The organism is Pseudomonas sp. FBF18, from assembly GCF_024261405.1.
In the GTDB taxonomy this organism is placed as follows: domain Bacteria; phylum Pseudomonadota; class Gammaproteobacteria; order Pseudomonadales; family Pseudomonadaceae; genus Aquipseudomonas; species Aquipseudomonas palmensis.
Genome location: NZ_QKRS01000015.1, coordinates 99,378 through 113,812, shown reverse-complemented (window position 1 = coordinate 113,812; position 14,435 = coordinate 99,378). Strand labels below are relative to the sequence as shown.

Annotated in this window: 18 protein-coding genes; 15 read left to right on the top strand and 3 right to left on the bottom strand. The window is 59.7% G+C overall.

Annotated elements, in window-relative coordinates; translation table 11 throughout:
* The 8 genes from DN387_RS20760 to DN387_RS20725 form a co-directional block, all read left to right on the top strand.
* On the top strand, nucleotides 1-478 hold a 478-nt coding region (locus tag DN387_RS20760), incomplete at its 5' end, for a KilA-N domain-containing protein (RefSeq protein ID WP_254506278.1).
* A gap of 61 nt (nucleotides 479-539) precedes the next feature.
* Nucleotides 540-1,193 (top strand): phage tail protein, encoded by a 654-nt coding sequence (locus tag DN387_RS20755; protein ID WP_088514729.1) that lies wholly within the window; start codon nucleotides 540-542, stop codon nucleotides 1,191-1,193.
* Nucleotides 1,194-1,201: 8 nt separating this feature from the next.
* On the top strand, nucleotides 1,202-1,585 hold the full coding sequence (locus DN387_RS20750; protein ID WP_236171598.1) for a phage tail assembly chaperone: 384 nt from the start codon (nucleotides 1,202-1,204) through the stop codon (nucleotides 1,583-1,585).
* 53 nt (nucleotides 1,586-1,638) lie between these two features.
* Entirely contained in the window at nucleotides 1,639-1,899 is a 261-nt protein-coding gene (locus DN387_RS20745) for a DUF1799 domain-containing protein (RefSeq protein ID WP_054915198.1), read from the top strand.
* Between the two features lie 3 nt (nucleotides 1,900-1,902).
* Nucleotides 1,903-5,253, top strand: coding sequence for a phage tail tape measure protein (locus DN387_RS20740; RefSeq protein ID WP_254506276.1), 3,351 nt, complete (start codon nucleotides 1,903-1,905; stop codon nucleotides 5,251-5,253).
* Entirely contained in the window at nucleotides 5,253-5,591 is a 339-nt protein-coding gene (locus DN387_RS20735; protein ID WP_054915196.1) for a phage tail protein, read from the top strand. Before DN387_RS20740 ends, DN387_RS20735 begins: the two co-directional genes overlap by 1 nt.
* 9 nt (nucleotides 5,592-5,600) lie before the next feature.
* On the top strand, nucleotides 5,601-6,353 hold the full coding sequence (locus DN387_RS20730; RefSeq protein ID WP_054915195.1) for a phage minor tail protein L: 753 nt from the start codon (nucleotides 5,601-5,603) through the stop codon (nucleotides 6,351-6,353).
* Nucleotides 6,354-6,355: 2 nt separating this feature from the next.
* Nucleotides 6,356-7,111, top strand: coding sequence for a C40 family peptidase (locus tag DN387_RS20725; protein ID WP_054915194.1), 756 nt, complete (start codon nucleotides 6,356-6,358; stop codon nucleotides 7,109-7,111).
* A gap of 129 nt (nucleotides 7,112-7,240) precedes the next feature.
* Here DN387_RS20725 and DN387_RS20720 read toward each other — a convergent pair whose 3' ends face one another.
* On the bottom strand, nucleotides 7,241-7,489 hold the full coding sequence (locus DN387_RS20720) for a hypothetical protein (protein WP_054915193.1): 249 nt from the start codon (nucleotides 7,487-7,489) through the stop codon (nucleotides 7,241-7,243).
* 238 nt (nucleotides 7,490-7,727) lie between these two features.
* Between DN387_RS20720 and DN387_RS20715 the strand changes: the two genes are divergently transcribed.
* Nucleotides 7,728-7,916, top strand: a complete 189-nt coding sequence (locus DN387_RS20715) for a hypothetical protein (protein WP_054915192.1) — start codon at nucleotides 7,728-7,730, stop codon at nucleotides 7,914-7,916.
* Between the two features lie 70 nt (nucleotides 7,917-7,986).
* Here the strand turns inward: DN387_RS20715 and DN387_RS20710 are convergent, their stop codons facing one another.
* Together DN387_RS20710 and DN387_RS20705 are read right to left on the bottom strand one after the other, a co-directional pair.
* The gene (locus DN387_RS20710; protein WP_054915191.1) at nucleotides 7,987-8,706 is read right to left on the bottom strand and encodes a DUF2971 domain-containing protein; all 720 of its coding nucleotides are present in this window, start codon (nucleotides 8,704-8,706) and stop codon (nucleotides 7,987-7,989) included.
* A gap of 51 nt (nucleotides 8,707-8,757) precedes the next feature.
* Nucleotides 8,758-9,159, bottom strand: a complete 402-nt coding sequence (locus DN387_RS20705; protein WP_054915190.1) for a helix-turn-helix transcriptional regulator — start codon at nucleotides 9,157-9,159, stop codon at nucleotides 8,758-8,760.
* A 137-nt stretch (nucleotides 9,160-9,296) separates the two neighbouring features.
* Between DN387_RS20705 and DN387_RS20700 the strand changes: the two genes are divergently transcribed.
* The 6 genes from DN387_RS20700 to DN387_RS20675 form a co-directional block, all read left to right on the top strand.
* Nucleotides 9,297-9,488, top strand: coding sequence for an Arc family DNA-binding protein (locus DN387_RS20700; RefSeq protein ID WP_054915189.1), 192 nt, complete (start codon nucleotides 9,297-9,299; stop codon nucleotides 9,486-9,488).
* Nucleotides 9,466-10,440: a phage antirepressor N-terminal domain-containing protein gene (locus DN387_RS20695; protein WP_254506274.1), complete on the top strand. Its 975-nt coding sequence runs from the start codon at nucleotides 9,466-9,468 to the stop codon at nucleotides 10,438-10,440. Before DN387_RS20700 ends, DN387_RS20695 begins: the two co-directional genes overlap by 23 nt.
* Nucleotides 10,441-10,555: 115 nt before the next feature.
* The gene (locus DN387_RS20690; RefSeq protein WP_054915187.1) at nucleotides 10,556-10,876 is read left to right on the top strand and encodes a hypothetical protein; all 321 of its coding nucleotides are present in this window, start codon (nucleotides 10,556-10,558) and stop codon (nucleotides 10,874-10,876) included.
* A 51-nt stretch (nucleotides 10,877-10,927) separates the two neighbouring features.
* Entirely contained in the window at nucleotides 10,928-11,290 is a 363-nt protein-coding gene (locus DN387_RS20685) for a hypothetical protein (RefSeq protein ID WP_054915186.1), read from the top strand.
* A 48-nt stretch (nucleotides 11,291-11,338) separates the two neighbouring features.
* The gene (locus tag DN387_RS20680; protein WP_054915320.1) at nucleotides 11,339-11,956 is read left to right on the top strand and encodes a tail assembly protein; all 618 of its coding nucleotides are present in this window, start codon (nucleotides 11,339-11,341) and stop codon (nucleotides 11,954-11,956) included.
* 56 nt (nucleotides 11,957-12,012) lie between these two features.
* The coding region (locus DN387_RS20675) for a host specificity protein J (RefSeq protein ID WP_254506272.1) at nucleotides 12,013-14,435 on the top strand (2,423 nt) is incomplete at its 3' end.

The following is a 14,435-nucleotide window of genomic DNA, read 5'->3' as shown; positions in this document are numbered from 1 at the left end:
TCAAGGCCAGGCCGTTCGCTTCAATAGCGAGGGCTGGATCAATGCCACTGATGTGGCCAAGCGATTTGGCAAGCGGCCGGTTGACTGGCTGAAGCAGGGCGAGACAAAGGAATACCTAAATGCGCTTGCTGAAGCGCTTACATGTGACGCTGGATCACTTGTAGAAACGAGCAAGGCGCGCTCGGATCGTGGCGGCGGCACATGGTTTCACCCGAAGCTGGCGGTTGCATTTGCTCGATGGCTCGATCTGAAGTTTGCCGTCTGGTGCGACCTGCACATCGATGCCTTGCTGCGCGGCGAGCTGGACGAAAAGCAGAAATTCGACCGTGCCTGCAAGGCACTTCAGGATCAGAACGAGCGAGGCAGCTTTGCTGGCAGAGAACTGGCCAAGCACCGCTGGAATAAGCCTCCGCTTGAGGCAGAAGTCGAGCACTGGCGCAGCCAACTGCAAATGACCCTGGGCCTCGACGCAGCCTGACAAGAAATACACCCATGAAACCCGCCGCGTGCGGGCTTTTTCTACCCAAGAGGAAAACACCATGGCCGCACGCATCCCGCTGCCCAACGGTTCTGTTGTCGAGATCGCTTCTGTTCTCGGCACCGCTGTACCTTTCACCTCCCTGACCAACGCCAAGCCTCCGGTGGCCGCTTCGGTCGGGCACGGCATCGACGCTGGCGATATCCTGCTGATCAACTCCGGCTGGGCGCTGATCAACGACCGCGCCGTCAAGGCGTCCGGTGTTACCGCCGACGCCTTCTCGTTGGCCGGCCTCGATACCACCAACGAGGAGCGCTTCACCGCAGGTGCTGGCGCCGGGGCTGTTGTACCGGTTTCGGGCTGGACCCAGATCTCCAAGGTCACCGCCTTCACTGTATCCGGTGGCGAGCAGCAGTTCCTCACTGTCGGTTACCTGGAGAACGATGACGATCTTCAGTTCCCCACCAACCGCAACCCGATCAGCGTTTCGATCACCGTCGAGGACCAACCCGAGGCCGGATATGTCAGCGTGGTCGAGGGCTATGACGACTCCAAGGAACTTGCGGTGGTTCGCCTGAAGCTGCCAGGCAATCGCCAGATCCTGATGCCCGGATACGTCAGCATCACCAGCACCCCGACCATGGACCGCAACCAGCTGATGACTCGCACCATCAGCATCGGCCTGTCCGGTCGCCCGACCCGCTACAACGCCTAGGAGGCTCCATGGCGAAGATCAAGATCGCGCAGAACCCAACGTTCGGCGCCGCGGTACAGCTTCCACGGGTCGGCTCCGGTCCGGTCGAGGTTGGTTTTGAATTTCGTTACTTGGATCGTATCGCGCTGTCCGAGATGTTCGACCGGTGGAACAAGGCGCGTGATGCCTGGGCGGAAAAAGCAAAGGAGGAAGGTGTCAGCTGGAAGGACGCCACTGCCGCCGAGATCGAGCTTCAGGCTATTCAGCTGAAGGATATCGTGGTCGGCTGGGATCTCGACGACGAGTTCAGTGACGACGCCATTCTCGATCTGGTGCGAACCTGCACTGGCGCGCCCAAAGCTGTCATCGACGCGTTCCAGAACGCATACAGCCCGGCCCGCCTGGGAAACTGAAGAGAGCGGCTAGGGCTGTCTACGAGCAGGGCGCCTCCGAAGGGCAGCTGGCGATGCTCGGCCTGAGCCGCGCCGACCTTCCTGAAGAAGAGGTAGAGGTCTGGCCGGACGCCTGGACAGCCTTCCGCTTGTTCGAGGCAATGTCCACCCAGTGGCGGACGGGCATGGGCGGTGCCTCGGGCCTGGACTACTCAATCATCCCGGCCATCGCTTCGATGCTCGGCATCAAGCGCCGCGACCTTCCCGACATTTTTCCCGATCTCCGTGTAATGGAGGCCGAGGCCTTGGCCGTCATGGCCGAATCCGTGGAGTAGATCATGACCACCATTGCCGAACTCGGGATCAAGGTTGATTCCGGCGATGCTGTCGAGGCTGCAAGCGACCTCGACAAGCTGGCAGACGCTGGCAAGCGTAGCGAGGAATCGGCGGGCAAGACCGGGCGCGCCTGGGAGTCAGCGCTGAGCGGGATGCAGGGTGATACCCGGCAGATTGTTCAGGAGCTGCAGGCTCTCAACGCCAAGCAGGCTGAGCTGGCACAGCAGATGATCACGGTCGGCCGTGCCGTGACCACCGCCGCGGCGGGCATGACTGCATTCAAGGCCGGGGCTGAGCAGGCCGGGCAGGCCCAGGCCGCGCTGACGACCGCCACTGACGCAGGGGCGCAGGCAAGCCACCGCGCCGCAGAAACTGCTGATGAGCAGCAGGCTCGACTTCTGGCCATGGCGCGGGCATCCCTGGAGGCGAGCGAGTACGTTCAATCGCTGAACCGCGCTACTGCTCAAACCGCCGAAGTTACCAGCCAGGCGAATGCCGTCCTGTCGGACAACGCCAGTCGGCAGGCCGCCATCAATACCCGCGCACAAGCTCTGCTGGCAACAGAAGAGCGCCTGGCCGGATCCGCCAAGACCGCCGCTGCTGCCCAGCGCGATCAGGGCCAGGCTCTCGACGACCTGCTTGGTAAAATCGACCCTACAGTCGCAGCCATGAGCCGTCTGGATCAGATGGAGCAGAAGCTGCAGGGGTTCAAAGCCAGCGGCGTCCTCGACCCTGAGACTTTCGCTGAGTACAAGGGGAAGGTTGACCAGGCGAGGGCTGCTCTGGGCGGTGCGGATGCTGCTCTAAGCAGCACTGGCATGACTGCAAAGGCTACCGCTGCAGCGCTACGAGGTGTACCGGCTCAGTTCACTGATATTTTCACGTCGATCGTCGCTGGCCAGCCGATCATGATGGTTGCCTTGCAGCAGGGCGGTCAGCTCAAGGATATGTTCGGCGGGCTTGGTCCGGCAGCGCGCGCGTTGGGCGGCTACATCCTGGGCCTGATCAATCCCTTCACCGTGTCGGCTGCTGCAGCAGCAGCGCTGGGGTATGCCTTTTACAAAGGCTCCGAAGAGGCAGACGCCTATAGCAACGCGCTGATCTTGACGGGTAATTCCGCCGGACTGACTGCCGACCAGCTGGGCAGTATGGCCAAGCAGGTGAGTGCGACTGTTGGCACAACTGGGGCAGCTGCATCGGTTCTTGCGAGCCTGGCCGGTAGCGGCAAGATCGCTGGCGACAGCTTCATGGATGTGGCGCAAGCGGCCGTATCGATGGATGAGGCAACAGGGAAAGCGGTTTCCGAGACCATCGCCGAGTTCGTCAAGCTGGCGGACGATCCGGTTAAAGCCTCGGTGGCACTGAACACGCAATACAACTACCTGACGAGCTCCGTCTACTCGCAGATCGCCGCACTTGAGCAGCAGGGAAGGCACGCGGACGCCGTCAAGCTCGCCACCGAAGCCTACGCGGACGCTATCAACGAGCGCACCCCGAAGATCATCGAGAACCTGAGCTGGTGGGAGCGCGGTTACAACGCGGTCGCCAAGGCTGCCGATCAGTTGAAAAACATTGGTCGGGAGAGCATCGACGACGATATCCGCCAGGCCGAGATCAACTTGGCCGGTGCCGAGCGCGGCGACGTTGGTGCTTTCCAGAACCGCGACACGATGGTCGAGTTCTACACTGATCAGCTTCAGTTCTTGAGGGATAAGAAAGCAGCCCAGGAGGAAAACGCCGCACTTGACCGCCAGGAGGCGGAGGCCAACGAGAAGACCATCAAGGCCATGGCTAAGGTCGACGCCCTGGAGAAGTCGGCCTGGACCAACTCCAAGAAACCCAGCGAGGCACTCAAGGAGTACGAGCGGTCGCTGGATATCATCAGGAAGAAGGATCCAGCTGATGCTCGACTCAACCCCGAGGCTATCGCAAGGGTCCGCAGCAACATCGCCGAGCAGTACAAGGACCCAGTCGGGCGCGCTGGCGCTGTTGACCTCTCCGGTTTCAACACACAGAAGAACACTCTCAACTCCATCCTGGCTGAGTACAAAAACAACCAGAAGGAGCTGGATGCAGCCCAGAAGGCCGGCATCATCTCCCAGGAGTCGTACGCGGCCCAGCGCGCGGCCATCATCGAGCAGCAGAAAGGCGAGGTGACCAACGCCTACCAGGCGGAGATCGCGGCGCTCGAAGCCGCCAAGGGCAAGGCCGGCACCTCGGCTGCCCAGCGGGTCCAGCTGGACCAGAAGATCGCCGATGCCCGGGCCAACATGGTCAAGGCGCAGAAGGACGCTGATTCGGAACTGGCCGTGCTGGCCACCAACGAAGAGGGGCGGCTGCGCAAGCAGGCCCAGGTGGTGCAGACCTACACCAGCGCGCTGGATCAGCAGGTGAAGGCTCTGCGCTTGCAGGGCCAGCGATCTGCCGAAGGACTCGGCCTGGGCGACCGGCAGCGCGGCCTGCAGGACCAGCAGAACGGCATCGCCGACCGGATCAACCAGCAGAAGCTGGACCTGGCCAACCAGTACGGTGACGGCTCCCGCGGCATGAGTCTCGACGAGTACAACCAGAAGCTCGCGGCGCTCGACAAAACCCAGCGTGATCTGCAGGAAACTGCGATCGCCAACTACAACGACATGACCACTGCCCAAGGCAGCTGGAGCGCCGGCGCTTCGTCGGCATTCCAAAACTACCTGGAGTCGGCCCGTGATGTCGCCGGCCAGACCAAGAGCCTGTTCACCAACGCCTTCAGCTCGATGGAAGACTCCGTCGCGAACTTCGCCATATCCGGCAAGTTCTCGTTCGCCGACTTCACCAAGTCGATCCTGGCGGACATGGCGCGGATTGCCACCCGGCAGGCTGCCTCAGGGCTGCTGTCGAGCATTGCCGGCAGTGCGCTGGGCGCCTGGTTCAGTGGCGGCAGCGCACCTACCTCTGCAGGCTCAACCCAGGCTGGCTACAGCCCGGAGATCATGGACAACTTCGTCTCTGGTCAACGTGCCGCCGGCGGACCGGTAGCGGCGAACTCGCTCTACCAGGTCAACGAACTGGGCCCGGAGCTGCTGAATCAGGGAGGGAAGACCTACCTGATGATGGGGGCCGAGGGCGGCACGATCACGCCGCTGGGGGCTGGGCCGGTATCCGCTGCGGCAGCTGGAGCGGGCGGCGGTACGGTGATCCATGTGTCGGTGAGCATCGATGGCGAGGGAAATGCCGCCTCGTCGGCCGACACCGCTGGGTACGAGCAGTTCGGCAGCGAGCTCGCGACGTTTGTTGAGCAGAAGTACAACCAGATGATGGCCAAGGATCTCAGGCAGGGCGGCCGTATCAACACGGCATTGAAGGGGCGCTGATGGCTATCGAGACATTCACCTGGCGGCTGCAGTCTGGCGAGCAGGGCGAGTTCACCTTTGCGGTTCGAACCAAACGCTTTGCGGATGGATACGAACAGTCCGTTGGCGAAAGCCTGAACAACCGCTCGCAGTCCTGGCCCATCACGTGCACCGGCACCAAGGAGCAAGTGAAGGCCGTAAAGGCCTTCCTTGATCGGCACCAGGGCGCGAAGGCCTTTCTATGGACGCCTCCGCTTGGAGAGCTCGGCCTGTACAAATGCGCCGGTTACCAGCTCAGCAACCGCGGCGGCCTGATCTACGCCCTGGCCGCAACATTCACGCAGACATTCCACCCTTAAGGTCAATCCATGCCCCTGATCAGAGACATCCAGAAGCTGGAGCCTGGCAATGAGGTGATCCTCTTTGAAATCGACGGCTCCGAACACGGCGCCGACGTGCTGCGATTCCACGGCCACGCTATCCCGCACTCGCCCGAGGAACTAGCTGCAGCCGGCGCGAACGCCGATCAGCTGCCGGCCAAGTCGATCTTCTGGCAGGGCAACGAGTATGCGGCCTGGCCAGTGCAGATCGAAGGTGTTGGGGCGGACAGCAACGGCTCTGCAACCCGGCCGACATTGTCCGCTGGCAACGTCAACGGCCGTATCACTGCGCTGTGCCTGGCGTTCGACGACCTGCTGAAGTTTCAACTGACTGTACGCGAGACCCTGGCCCAGTACCTGGATGCCGAGAACTTCCCGGGCGGGAACCCCGAAGCAGACCCGACCCAAGAGGCGCTCGAGATCTGGTACATCGACCAGAAGACCGGCGAAGACGGCGAGATGGTCGTGTGGGAGCTTTCTTCCCCGGGCGAGATTGACGGCTTCGGTCTGCCGGGCCGGCAGATGACCACCTTTTGCCACTGGGCCATGACCAACGGCTATCGGGGCCCTGACTGCAACTACACCGGCGCTGCCATGTTCGACGATGAGGACAACCCCACGGACGACCCTTCGAAGGATCAGTGCAAGGGCTGCCTCAGCTCCTGCAAGTTGCGCTTCGGCGAAACCAACGAGCTTTCCTTCGGCGGCTTCCCAGCCGTATCTCTGATCGCACGGAGCTGACCATGCGCAAACACATCCTGGCCGCCGTGCAAGCGCACGCCGCGGCTGAGTACCCGCGCGAGTGTTGTGGGCTGATACTGGCCGTAGGCCGAAAGCAGATCTACGTACCGTGTAGCAACACGGCAAGCGACCCGGGCGAAGAGTTCCGGATCGCGCCGGAGGAATACGCAGCAGCGGAAGATCAGGGCGAGGTGATCGGCATCGTACACTCGCATCCCGACGCCACCAGCAGGCCGTCACCCCGTGACCTGGCCATGTGCGAAGCCACGGCACTGCCCTGGCACATCCTGTCCTGGCCTGAAGGCGATCTACGCACCATCACCCCAAGCGGCAGCACGCCGCTGCTGGGCCGACCATTCGTGCACGGCGCCTGGGACTGCTGGCAGGTCTGCGCGGACTGGTATCAGCGGGAGTGGGGGTTGGAGTTCCCGGTCTACGCCCGAGAAGACGGGTGGTGGGAGCAGGCTGCCGGTCCTAGCTTGTACGAGCAGGCCTATGAGGCGGCGGGCTTCTACCAGGTCGACCGGCCACAGCACGGCGACATGATCGTCATGGAGGTGGGGCGAACGGCGCACCCGAACCATGCCGGGATCTACCTGGGTGCACACCCGCAGCTGCCCGGCGAGCAGGTCCAGGTGTTCGGCCAGGGCCCATTCCTGCTGCACCACCTGTACGGCAGGCCATCAGAAATCATCGTGTTTGGCGGGCCTTGGCTTGCCCGGACACGCCTTGTGTTGCGTCATCGGGACGCGAAATGAAGCGGCCAGGCCGCAGGAGAGTAGATATGGCAAGCGAAAAAAAGCGTGATGAAGTTAGACGGGTATCTTCCGATTGGAGAGTGCTGATGGTTCAGCACCCTCGCTTGGGTTGCTACTATGCCGCTGGATTCAAACTCGACCGGTAATGCTCTGTACAAGGTTGTCGATGTAGCTGTCGTGCAGAGCTTTGTCGATGTTTTGGAATTGTTCGGACTTCAGGCTTTGTAGGTCCTGCGCAATTGCGCTCGCGATAGCGTCATTCCCATAGGCGAGACGTCGCCCCAACACCGCCGCGGCGTTCATATTGAAAACAATAGCTGTCCTGAGCACATGCTCAAGGTCATTAAGGCGCTGATCTACGGTTCTGTCATTGCTCACATCGACCTCCTAGGTCTTACATACCCCAGTCCATGGGCTTTCCGGCAACGGACTGGGGCAGTTCGTTGGAGGCACAACGCTACTACGCCCCGGCCCAGCCCGCGTACTGGCTTTCCGTCCAGGGTGGATGGGTGGACAGGCTGAATACTGGCAAATTGACACTCTATGCTCAGAGAAAGTACATTCGCGAGCTTAAAGCGCCGATGGCCTTCCGCCTTGGCCAAACAGCAAAGGAAGCATGCAAGTGGCCAAGTTCATGTGGATCGTCACCATCATCATGTCGTTGATTGGGGCAGTAATCGGTTATGGAGGTATCCATATGGCGACCAGCGCCCCGCAGGAAGCAGCCTCCGCTGCGATGGGACTGGCTTGCGCAGTTATTCCATATTGCATTGCCAAAGCTTTGACAGAATTGCGTTCTCTGTAACGTCGATGTGGTATGCCTGAAGCCCAGCCCCGCGCTGGGCTTTTTGCATTTGGCTAAGGTCCAGATCCGACTAAGATCTGTAAGGTTCTGAACGAAGGTCCCAGGTCCGAGAGTCTTCGTAGCAGCGCTGGTACGAGAACTCCGGATGATCACGGTGGACTTTCGGTAGCCTTCCCTCATAGTCGTCGTTGAGTGCTGAGAAGTATTTGGCACCAAGGAATACCTCGACGATGGCTGAATGTGGAATCTCAAAGTCTTGATGCTTGAGCTGCGGCGTGTATTCCACCCGCCGAGCGACCCGGATTTCTTCCTCGTATGACCAGTGCAGCGACTTGTACAGGAAAAGTCTCTCGAGCATTAGCCTGTCATGCTGGGCGGAAATTTCATCGTGGTTCGGAAGCTCATCACCGTCCACGCTTGGTCTGACCGTGGTGTAGATGATGTTTCCGGTACTGGCGGTAATGATGTTCGAATCTGCACATTCCAGGCCGGCCGCCTTGGCGTCGATAGCGATCACGCCGCCAGTATGATTCTGTCCGTAATGGGCCCACATCAGGGGGTTCAACGGATTGCGAGTGAGTGACAGGATCCCGATCGCGTTTCGAATGCAGAGCAGTCGGTCGGCATTTGTTGATCCGACCGTACGGATGTTCAAACCCTGCATGGTGTCGCCAGCTGAGGCTGCGCAGTCGAATGGGTCGTTGAAGTTAATCGGCTTAGTGAAGCGTATGGTTCGCTTCGAAAGGCAAGCATCTAAACCATCCAGGCTCATGTACTTGTAGACGATCATCGCCGCTCCTGGTTATGAAGAGCCCGGCGCTTGGCCGGGCTTGGGTGACTTTCATGAGTCCTCGTGTCGCCGAGCCTCTACGCCCTTCAGCACGTTCGCTGCGAACTCGGGATCCTCATCGAACCTTTTGATTCCCCATTCGAGAACCTCGGTTACCACTTCCTCGAAAGTCTTGCCGGTTTCCTCGGCCACTTGCTTCAGTTGGTCCGACACTTCAGGAGGAATGTCGAGAGTCAGCCTCTTGTCTTTCGGTGGATCACCAGCCAGATCTTCTTTGGAGACGCCAAGAGCGTCGGCCAGGCGCATCAGTATTTTCAGCCGCGGTATGGACTGGCCTGATTCGTACTTAGAAACCATCGACCATGCGATACCCGCTGCCGCACCTAGCTCGCGCTGTGTCAGCCCTTTCTTCGCACGCAGTTGCGCAAGGTTTTCTGCAAATGTTCCGTTCATTTCCGCCTTACTGCCTTACCTGTCCGAGGATGCTTTATCCCCGGACGAAGCGTATGCCTCTAGAGGCTTATAAAGCAACAAACGAAACATCGTTGTTGACAAAAGACACAAATCGCACAAAACTACACAAACGAAACATGAGCGTGGAGCTGGAAATGAGTACGACGAAAGAAAAGAAGGTGGTGGGCGTGCGTCTGGTGGAGATGATGCGGGAGGCGCTCACTCAGAGGGCTGAGCAAAACGGTCGAAGCCTGAGCGGAGAGATAGTTTTCCGCCTCAGGAAATCTCTGGAGCAGGAGATGCAGGATGAGCAAAAACAGCGGGCATGAAAAAGCCCCAAGCGTTGCAGCGCTTGAGGCCTCGGATAACGTCAGTCAGCTTAGGAAAAACGTCGAGATGAATAATAGCACAGCTGTATCCAGTGTCATCCCGTTCCGCTCGGCCAAGCTTCTGCTTGTGGAAAAGAACGGCGATCCATTCGTTCCGATGAAACCAGTGGTTGAGGGCATGGGCTTGGCTTGGCAAACCCAGCACCGCAAGTTGATGGCGGGCCGGTTTGCTTCAGTTATCACCATGATGGTGACGACTGGATTTGATGGCAAGCAGTACGAAATGGCGTGCCTTCCATTGAAGAAGCTTCCTGGTTGGCTGATGTCGATTCATGCGAGCAAGGTTCGCATTGATCTGCGCGACAACGTGCTGGCTTACCAGAACGAATGTGACGATGCGCTGTGGTCCTACTGGAACGAAGGGCACGCGGTAAACGCTCACGGATCAGATCAGGCAATGACCGTGCTTGGCCAGACCATCGGTACCGACGGGTTTCACATGCTTGGCGCGATTGTGAAGGGCAAAGTTACCTCCTTGCCGGCTCCGATTCAGAGGCGAGCCACGGCAAAGATCTGGTCTCAGATACATGCAGCCTTTGGCGTTCGCTCTGCTGCCGACATTCCAGCGCATCAATTGGATTCCGCACGTAACTTCGTGGCCGCCTACGTTATCGAGGGCGAATTGCTCCCCAAAAGAGAACAGATGCAAATTGTTGGTGAGCCGCTCAAGCGTTACCTGATTGCCTTCAACCATAAGTGCGAGCAAAGCGTTGAGGAGATTCCGGACAACGCGTACATCCTGTCGCAGCACGAATTGATTGCGGGGATGGTAGCGACACCAGGAGACATTCCGGTCTCACTCATGGATATGTTCGACTTTGTGGCTGCAGGAATCGCCAACCTAAAGTCGAGGGCCATGTACCTGACTCGAAAGACTGGCGCGACAGGTTGAGCAACCGCTGACTGAACTGTCATGCATCGGTTGTCGTGATAGCGCTAGTATTTCCCGTGAACCCCGTTTATGCGGGGTTTTCGGCGTACCGAAATCAACTCAAGGAATGCCAAAGATGAATCCAGTGAGCAGCCGAGAAAAACCGCGAAACGCCAAAGGCAACGAAGTGTTGAGGGTCGAGTATCTTGGGAAGACAATGAGGGCCAACGTCATTCTTGGGTCTAACGAGGGTGATATGGACAACTCCAAAATCCCTGAGGGTGCTGAGTTTCAGATCAACATGATTTTGGATCGGTCAGTGGTATCCAAAGAGGTCCGCGAGATGCTCGACGAGGCCAAGAATGGCAATCACATGCTGTTCATGTGCCGGACCTTCAATATCAGGAAGGACGTGCTGACCGCCTTGGGTTTTGTTGACGGTGCCATTACAGCTTAAATCTTGCCAGCACTAGGTGCTACGATCCCTTCTCTAGCAAGGAGGGATCACATGCGAATTCTGTTTGGGGCGGTGGCGGTGGCGGTAGCGGTAGCGGTGCTGGCGGGGTGTGCCTCCATGGGGGAGCGTAGAGCCGAAGGTCCTGCTAGGACCCTAGCTAGCACCAAGGCCGTGAACGAAGTTTCAGAATGTGTATTGTTCGCTTGGCAGGAGCAGTCACTTGCCGGCGCCCATTACGACGCCTCTCTTCAGCCATTGCCTGGAGGTGGGAAAACCGTTGTAAGTGCCGGTCAGGTTGAGTTTGCAGATTTCAAGCCGGTAAATAACGGAACGAAAGTTGAGGTGTATTTTCAGTCCGGCTTGATGGATTGGCGAAAGAACAGACGAATCGAGGCAGTTCAACGCTGCCTTTAACATTGCCGCCCCAGGGCGGCTTTTTTGTGCCCGGAGTAACTCATGGCAATGACAGCGGCTCACTACACTCCTCGCACCAAGATCCTGTTGGGCGGATCTTTGGCGAAAAAATATGGCCGAGAACATCACTATTTGCTCGATTCGGGAAGCGTGTATGAGATGGTCAAGGCGATTGACGCGAACCACCCTGGGTTCTCTAAATTCCTGGTAAGTGCGAAGCAGAAAGGGCTCGAGTTTGCAGTGTTTCGGAACGGCAAAAATACTGGGGAGGATGAATTTAGCCTCGGCGGATGTCAGGAAATTCGGCTCGTTCCAGTGATCTCTGGTAGCAAGCGGGCAGGTCTACTGCAAACAGTCATCGGTGTTGCCCTAGTTGTCGTGGCAACAATCGCGACAGGTGGGATAGGTGGTTTCGCGGCTGGTGGTGCATGGGGGGTCGTTGGTGCGACCGGTGTATCTCTTGCGGTAGGCGGAGTCATCCAGATGCTCAGTCCTCAAGCAAAGGGCCTGAAGACCAGTGCCGCGCCGGAGAATCAGCCGGGATACGCATTTGGCTCGGCACGAAACACCACTGCCAGCGGCAACCCCGTGCCGCTCTGCCTGGGGCGCCGGCGGTGGGGCGGCGCGGTTATCAGCGCCGCTATTTACTCCGAAGACAAACTCTAACCCGCACACAGAACACCGACCGCCGCCTGGCGGTTTTTTTACGCCTGGAGGAAAGCATGGGCGCAGCACAGAAACTGGACATCGTCGGCGCCAAGGGCGGCTCGGATAAGCCGAAACAGCCTACAGAGGCGCCGGACAGCCTGCGTTCGATCGCCGTGGCAAAAATGCTGATCGCCGTGGGCGAGGGTGAGTTCGAGGGCACGCCAACTGCCCGCGACATCTACTTGGACAGCACGCCGCTTGCCGACCCGGCCGGTAACCTGAACTTCCCAAACGTGAAGTGGGAATGGCGTACCGGGTCTGTTGAACAGGGCCATATCCCGGGTATCCCGTCCATCGAGAACGAGATCAGCGAAAGCGTCGAATTGCGCAGCGATAACGCCTACATCCGCGCGATCGACAGGCTGGAGCTGTCAGCAATCCGCCTGCGCTTTGCCTGGCCAATGCTGCAATCGGTCGATTCAGGAGGGAACGTCAAAGGCTATCGGATTGAATACGCCGTGGACCTCGCTACTGACGGTGGCGCATACAAGCAGGTGCTGCTGGAGGCTGTCGACGGCAAGACCACCAGCACCTACGAGCGCACCCGCCGCATCGACTTGCCAAAGGCCACCAGTGGCTGGCTGTTGCGCGTCCGCCGTCTGACGCCCAACCAGAACAACAACAAGATCGCGGACACCATGCAGATCGTCGGGCGGACTGAGGTGATCGACGCCAAGGTCCGATACCCGAACACCGCATTGCTGTACATCGAGTTCTCGGCCGAGCAGTTCCGCAACATTCCCGCGGTCACTGTGGACTGTGACGCCCGCAAATTTCAGGTGCCCAGCAACTATGACCCGCGCTCCAGGGTTTACACCGGGGTCTGGGATGGCACCTTCAAAGAGGCCTGGACCGACAACCCGGCCTGGCACACTTACGGCATCACAGTGAATGACCGTTTTGGTCTGGGTCGGCGCATCAAGCCCTGGCAGGTCGACAAGTGGGAGCTCTATCGGATCGCCCAGTACTGCGACCAGATGGTACCGAACGGGAGGGGCGGCCAGGAGCCGCGTTTCATCTGCAATCTTAACCTTCAGGGCAAAGCTGACGCTTGGAGCCTGCTGCGCGATATCTCGGCGATCTACCGGGGTATGACCTACTGGGCGCAGGGGCAGGTGTACAGCTTGGCTGACATGCCGCGCGACACCGACTTCGACTTCGCCTACACCCGGGCGAACGTCATCGACGGCAAGTTCACCTATTCGAGCGCCTCGGAGCGCACGCGCTACAGCCGCGCCCTGATCAGCTACGACAACCCGGCGAACAGCTACGACACCGATGTCACCTCGGTGACCGACCAGAAGCTGCAGCGCCGCTACGGCGACAATGTGCTGGAGATTAGCGCGATCGGCTGCACTCGCGAATCGGAGGCCCAGCGCCGCGGCAAATGGGCGCTGCTGACGAACTCACGAGATCGAGGCATCACCTTCAAGGTCGGGCTCGATGGGCGAATCCCGTTGCCGGGCTATGTGATCCCGGTCGCGGACGAGCTGCTGGCGGGCCGGCCAATTGGCGGGCGCATCGCTGCTGTATCCGGCCGCACCATCGGCTTGGACCGTGACACCCAGGCCAAGGCCGGTGACCGCTTGATCCTCAACCTGCCGGATGGAACCTGCCAGGCACGCACCGTTCAATCGGTGAGCGGCCGGGCCGTAACCGTCACCACTGCCTACTCAGTGGTACCGGAGCCTGAGCTGGTGTGGGCGCTCGACGCTGACGACCTGGCGGTACCGCTGTACCGTGTGACAAGCGTTACCCGCCCAGAGCCTGGTGTGTTTGAGATCAGCGCGGTGCAGTACGACCCGAGCAAGTTTGCGCATATCGACACCGGGGCCCGCCTGGAAGAGCGGCCGATCAGCGTGATCCCGATCACCGTCGTTCCTCCACCGGCGAGCGTGGTTCTGACCTCGAACCATGCCGTAGACCAAGGTATCGCGGTCAGTACCATGACCATTGCTTGGCCGGCCGTGAACGGGGCCGTGGCCTACGACGTGGAATGGCGCAAGGACAACGGGAACTGGATAAAGCTGCAACGCGTTGGGGAGACCTCAGTCGATGTGGTCGGTATCTACGCCGGTCAGTACCTAGCGCGGGTTCGCGCAGTCAGTGCGTTCGATATCTCGTCGATCTGGCGAGACTCGATGCTCACCGACCTCAAGGGCAAGGAGGGCCTGCCGCCGGCGGTGTCGTATCTGAACGCATCGAGCGAGCTGTTCGCGATCGGGCTGAAGTGGGGATTCCCACCCGGCGCCGAGGACACACAGCGCACTGAGATCTGGTACAGCCCAAGCAATGACCTGTCGGTGGCCACGAAACTCACCGACCTGGCCTACCCGCAACAGGACTACACGCTTCAGGGCCTCAAGGCGGGCGTGTCGTTCTTCTTCTGGGCGCGCCTGGTCGATCGCACCGGCAACATCGGGCCGTGGTACCCAGT

Coding starts and splice junctions, on each gene's coding strand:
- DN387_RS20755 (WP_088514729.1), top strand. CDS start 540: ATGGCCGCACGCATCCCGCTGCCCAACGGTTCTGTTGTCGAGATCGCT.
- DN387_RS20750 (WP_236171598.1), top strand. CDS start 1,202: ATGGCGAAGATCAAGATCGCGCAGAACCCAACGTTCGGCGCCGCGGTA.
- DN387_RS20745 (WP_054915198.1), top strand. CDS start 1,639: ATGCTCGGCCTGAGCCGCGCCGACCTTCCTGAAGAAGAGGTAGAGGTC.
- DN387_RS20740 (WP_254506276.1), top strand. CDS start 1,903: ATGACCACCATTGCCGAACTCGGGATCAAGGTTGATTCCGGCGATGCT.
- DN387_RS20735 (WP_054915196.1), top strand. CDS start 5,253: ATGGCTATCGAGACATTCACCTGGCGGCTGCAGTCTGGCGAGCAGGGC.
- DN387_RS20730 (WP_054915195.1), top strand. CDS start 5,601: ATGCCCCTGATCAGAGACATCCAGAAGCTGGAGCCTGGCAATGAGGTG.
- DN387_RS20725 (WP_054915194.1), top strand. CDS start 6,356: ATGCGCAAACACATCCTGGCCGCCGTGCAAGCGCACGCCGCGGCTGAG.
- DN387_RS20715 (WP_054915192.1), top strand. CDS start 7,728: ATGCAAGTGGCCAAGTTCATGTGGATCGTCACCATCATCATGTCGTTG.
- DN387_RS20710 (WP_054915191.1), bottom strand. CDS start 8,706: ATGATCGTCTACAAGTACATGAGCCTGGATGGTTTAGATGCTTGCCTT.
- DN387_RS20705 (WP_054915190.1), bottom strand. CDS start 9,159: ATGAACGGAACATTTGCAGAAAACCTTGCGCAACTGCGTGCGAAGAAA.
- DN387_RS20700 (WP_054915189.1), top strand. CDS start 9,297: ATGAGCGTGGAGCTGGAAATGAGTACGACGAAAGAAAAGAAGGTGGTG.
- DN387_RS20695 (WP_254506274.1), top strand. CDS start 9,466: ATGAGCAAAAACAGCGGGCATGAAAAAGCCCCAAGCGTTGCAGCGCTT.
- DN387_RS20690 (WP_054915187.1), top strand. CDS start 10,556: ATGAATCCAGTGAGCAGCCGAGAAAAACCGCGAAACGCCAAAGGCAAC.
- DN387_RS20685 (WP_054915186.1), top strand. CDS start 10,928: ATGCGAATTCTGTTTGGGGCGGTGGCGGTGGCGGTAGCGGTAGCGGTG.
- DN387_RS20680 (WP_054915320.1), top strand. CDS start 11,339: ATGACAGCGGCTCACTACACTCCTCGCACCAAGATCCTGTTGGGCGGA.